Source organism: Prosthecobacter sp., from assembly GCF_049294395.1.
Taxonomy (GTDB): Bacteria; Verrucomicrobiota; Verrucomicrobiia; order Verrucomicrobiales; family Verrucomicrobiaceae; genus Prosthecobacter.
Map to the genome: position 1 here is coordinate 1 of NZ_JBAQCR010000036.1, position 3,840 is coordinate 3,840.

At 59.6% G+C, this 3,840-nt stretch carries 4 protein-coding genes; 1 reads left to right on the forward strand and 3 read right to left on the reverse strand.

Going from position 1 to position 3,840, the window contains the following annotated elements; genetic code table 11:
* A partial coding sequence (locus WAW39_RS02305) for a class I SAM-dependent methyltransferase (protein WP_422315356.1) occupies positions 1 to 598 on the forward strand: 598 nt, incomplete at its 5' end.
* Between the two features lie 13 nt (positions 599 to 611).
* Here WAW39_RS02305 and WAW39_RS02310 read toward each other — a convergent pair.
* The 3 genes from WAW39_RS02310 to WAW39_RS02320 form a co-directional block, all read right to left on the reverse strand.
* Complete coding sequence (locus WAW39_RS02310) at positions 612 to 1,382, reverse strand: SDR family NAD(P)-dependent oxidoreductase (protein ID WP_397379338.1); 771 nt, start codon at positions 1,380 to 1,382, stop codon at positions 612 to 614.
* A 232-nt stretch (positions 1,383 to 1,614) separates the two neighbouring features.
* Complete coding sequence (locus WAW39_RS02315; protein ID WP_422315359.1) at positions 1,615 to 1,956, reverse strand: tetratricopeptide repeat protein; 342 nt, start codon at positions 1,954 to 1,956, stop codon at positions 1,615 to 1,617.
* A gap of 20 nt (positions 1,957 to 1,976) precedes the next feature.
* Complete coding sequence (locus tag WAW39_RS02320; RefSeq protein ID WP_422315361.1) at positions 1,977 to 3,488, reverse strand: peptidyl-prolyl cis-trans isomerase; 1,512 nt, start codon at positions 3,486 to 3,488, stop codon at positions 1,977 to 1,979.
* Between the last annotated feature and the right edge of the window lie 352 nt (positions 3,489 to 3,840).

Here is a 3,840-nt window from a genome sequence, read left to right on the forward strand (position 1 = left end):
CTGGAAGGGCGCCGAGTGGCTGATGCGCCGCGTCCGGGAGGCGGAGGAAGGCCCCTCCCAGATGCGCGAGCAGCTGCATGTAAAGCCTGGCATGGTGGTGTGTGACATGGGCTGCGGAAATGGCTACCACACCCTGCCGCTGGCCGAAATGGTCGGCGAGAAGGGGAAGGTCTATGCCGTGGATGTGCAGCCGGAGATGATCGAGATGCTCAAGCAGAACATCGAAAGCAAGGGCCTGAAAAACATCGTCCCGATCAACAGTCTCTACCACGACCCCAAGCTGCCCCCGAACACCTGCGACATGATCCTGATGGTCGATGTGTATCACGAATTTTCCCACCCCGTCCAAATGCTCGCCGGCATGCGCGCCGCCCTCAAGCCCGACGGCCAGCTCGTCCTGGTGGAATTCCGCGCCGAAGATGAAAACGTGCCTATCAAGCCCGAGCACAAAATGACCAAGGCTCAGATCAACAAGGAGATGAACGCCAACGGCTTCAAACTCGTGCGCGAGTACGACGGCCTGCCTTGGCAGCATCTGATGTTCTTTGGCAAGGCGGAGCAGGGGGCTGCCAAAGCAGCGCCCGCGCCATCGAAGTGAAAAGCTGGCCGTCTTACAGCACGTTCACCGCAGCTCCACCGTCCACCACGATGCCCTGGCCGGTGATGTAGCTGCCGGCTTCGCTGGCCAGCATGAGGGCGGGGCCGGCGAGTTCGCGGGGTGCTGCCCAGCGCTTCACGGCGGTGCGGTCGGCGAAGTATTGCTTCTCCTCGTCATTGAGCAGTTTGCCGGGCATGTCGGTGAGGAAGGGGCCGGGGCAGAGGCAGTTCACGGTGATGCCAAAGGGGCCAAGATCGAGCGCGCTGGCGCGGGCGAGGCCGATGAGGGCGGCCTTGCAGGCGCAGTAGACATTGCGCTTCAAACGACCACCGACGCCGAGCACGCTGGAGATGTGGATGATGCGGCCCCACTTGCGCGCCTTCATGCCCGGGACAACGGCGCGGGTGAGGGACATCACGGCGGTGAGATCCACCTCGACATTGCGGTCCCACACTTCGTCGGTGATTTCGTCGATGGCCTGCGGGTTGTTGATGCCGGCGTTGTTGACGAGGATGTCGATCTTGCCGAGGCGCTTTTCTGCCTCCACGGCCAGTGCCTTCACGGCTGCGCGGTCGGCCATGTCGGCCACCATCCATTCGACTTTGACGTTCAATCCCGCGCCGATTTCAGCGGCTGCGGCGGTGAGTTCCTCGGCGTTGCGGCTGGAGATGAAGACATCTGCACCAGCTTCGGCGAAGCCACGGGCCATGGCTTTGCCAAGACCTTTGCTGCCGCCGGTGACGAGTGCTGCTTTGCCAGAGAGATTGAAAAGTGGAGAGGACATGCGCGCGGTTTAGCATGCGTGCCTGCCCTGCGCGAGTGGAAAGCGTATGGCAGGTGGTCGTAGGTTGGTTGTGTTTGGCGCGTGCTGAACACTTCAAAAACCGACAATCCTTGTTCATCAATCGTCAATCGCTCACGCCCAGGACACTCGGACGCCAGAGGATTGACGATTGTCGAACAATCGATTTTTGATGGTCGAAGTTTCAAATCACAGGCGCAGGTACGCGATGTGACTACTTCACCACCTTGCCGCCCAGGGAAAGGATGCGTGCCTTGCCTTTGGCGTCCTCGGCTTCGGCGATCTGCTTGTTGGTCACATACATCTGCGAGAGAGCGGTCCACGCCAGCAGGTCGTTGGGCTGGAGGGTGGTCGCCATGAGTCCGGCACCGATGGCTTCCTTCACCTCACCGTTGCGCAGCAGCGCCATGCCCAGGGCGTGCCAGCTCTCAAAATGGTCCGGCTCCAGCGCGACGCAGCGCCGGTACAGGGCGATGGCTTCCGGCAGTTCGCCAAGGGCGACGTGCCCGCTGGCTTCATCGTAAAGTTCTTCGACGCTGGATGGCGTGTGGCTCATGCGCGTCGATAGGTGGTGCCTCAGCCCAGCTTGGCGTAGGAGATGTGGGCGGCTTCGTGCTGCTTCTTGAACCAGGCCTGGAAGAGGCTGCGGCGCTCCTGATCAGAAAGGGAGTCCACCTGGCTCTTGCGCAGTTCGGCGGCGTCAGGGCGCTTGCGGAGTTCCTTGGCGCTGACGTAGACGAGCACGGTGGCTTTGCCGTTGTCCACATCCACGGCGTGAGAAACGCTGCCGACGGCGGTACTCGCGGCCTCTTGGGCGATGTAGAAGCTGTTGGGGACTTCCTGGGGTGGGTTGGCGATGTCGATGTCCGGCAGGGGCTCAAGGGTGAGTTTCTGAGCCTTCACCAGTTCATCGATCTTCTTGCCCGCCTTCAAGCCTTCGATCAAAGCCAGACGCGCTTCATTCACAGCCTTGGTGCGGGCTTCATCCGCCTTCTGTCCCAGCAGCACCTCTTTGATTTTGCCAGTCACCTCGGCCAGCGTCTGCTGCTTGGGCTCTTCAATCTGGGTCACGTCAAACACGTACCAGCCCTTGATGCCTTCGACGGCTTCCGCAGGAGCTTTCGAATCCTTGGGGCGGGCGAAGATCTGTTCGACCACATCGCTTTCGGACTTGAGTGCGTCAGGAGGGCTGCTTTGGGCAAAAGCGGGGATGGTTTCGACTTTTTCCTTCGTCTGCTTGGCCGCATCGGCAAAGCTCTTGTGTTCCTTCACGGTGAGATCATTGAAGGCATTCACACGCTGCACGATGGCGTTTTGCGCTTTCTGGCGCTCTTCCAGCGGCTTCTTCTCGAGATCCTTGGCGTTTTCGAAGAAGACGTAGCTCACCGCGCGTTTTTCCACGGTCTTGTATTCCTCTTTCTTTTCCTCGTAGTACTTCTTGATCTCGTCATCGGTCACGGTGGCGCCCTTTTTGAAGGTCTCTGTTTCAAAGGTGATCTTGGAGCCTTTGAAGGTCTGATAGCTGCTGGCATACTGCTTTTCAGCGGCCAGAGGGGAGGCGGTGTAGCTCTTGGTCACGAGTTCCTGCAGCTTCCGCAGGCCGACGATGTCCTTCATGATGTCCAGCAGGGCCTCGCTGTCGAAACCCATGGAGGAGGCGAGCTGCTCCAGCATCTGGCCACGGGAGACGTCGAGCTTGCCGTTGTTTTGCAGGGCGGGGAGTTTGTCCAGTGCGGCACGAGCTTCGGCATTGCTGGGGCGGATGCCGAGTTCTTCCATCATGTGACGTGCCACAAAGAAATTGGCGAAAGCTTCCAGACCGCCCGAGGAAGGGATGATGCTCAGGATCGAGGACAGCTCATCGGCCTGCAGGTAATACTGGGTGAACTGCACGGAGCGCTGCGCACGCTGGACATCGGCCACGCTGTAATCCTTGCCAAACACCGTGAGAGCGACGTCCGTTGGGAGCAGCTTTTTCTCATGAGTTGCGGTTGTCTGGGAAACTCCATAGTAAAACATGGAGATGATGATGGAGATCGTCAGGGTGATGAGGAAGGCACCACGGTGGCGGCGGAAAAATTCGAGCATGGGAAGTCAGGTCGGTTGAAGGGCGCGCAATAAGCCCCACCGCACCCCGGCAGCAACCGGAAAGTGGAGCTCACTCATTTGGCGCCTCTGGGAAACATTCGGCCTCATCCCTTGACATTGCAGGCACCCGGCACACTTCATGCGCTCCTATTTTCTGTTGATCGCCTGCCCTCATGCCCCAAGCTCCCACGAAACGCTACTGGACCGTTCGCTCCTCCTCCATCCATAACCGCGGCATTTTTGCCCGTTGTGACATTCCCAATGATGCGCCGATCATCGAATACATCGGTGAAAAAATCACCAAGGCGGAGTCCACCCGCCGTGGTGAGGCGCTGGTCGAGAAGTCCAAGAA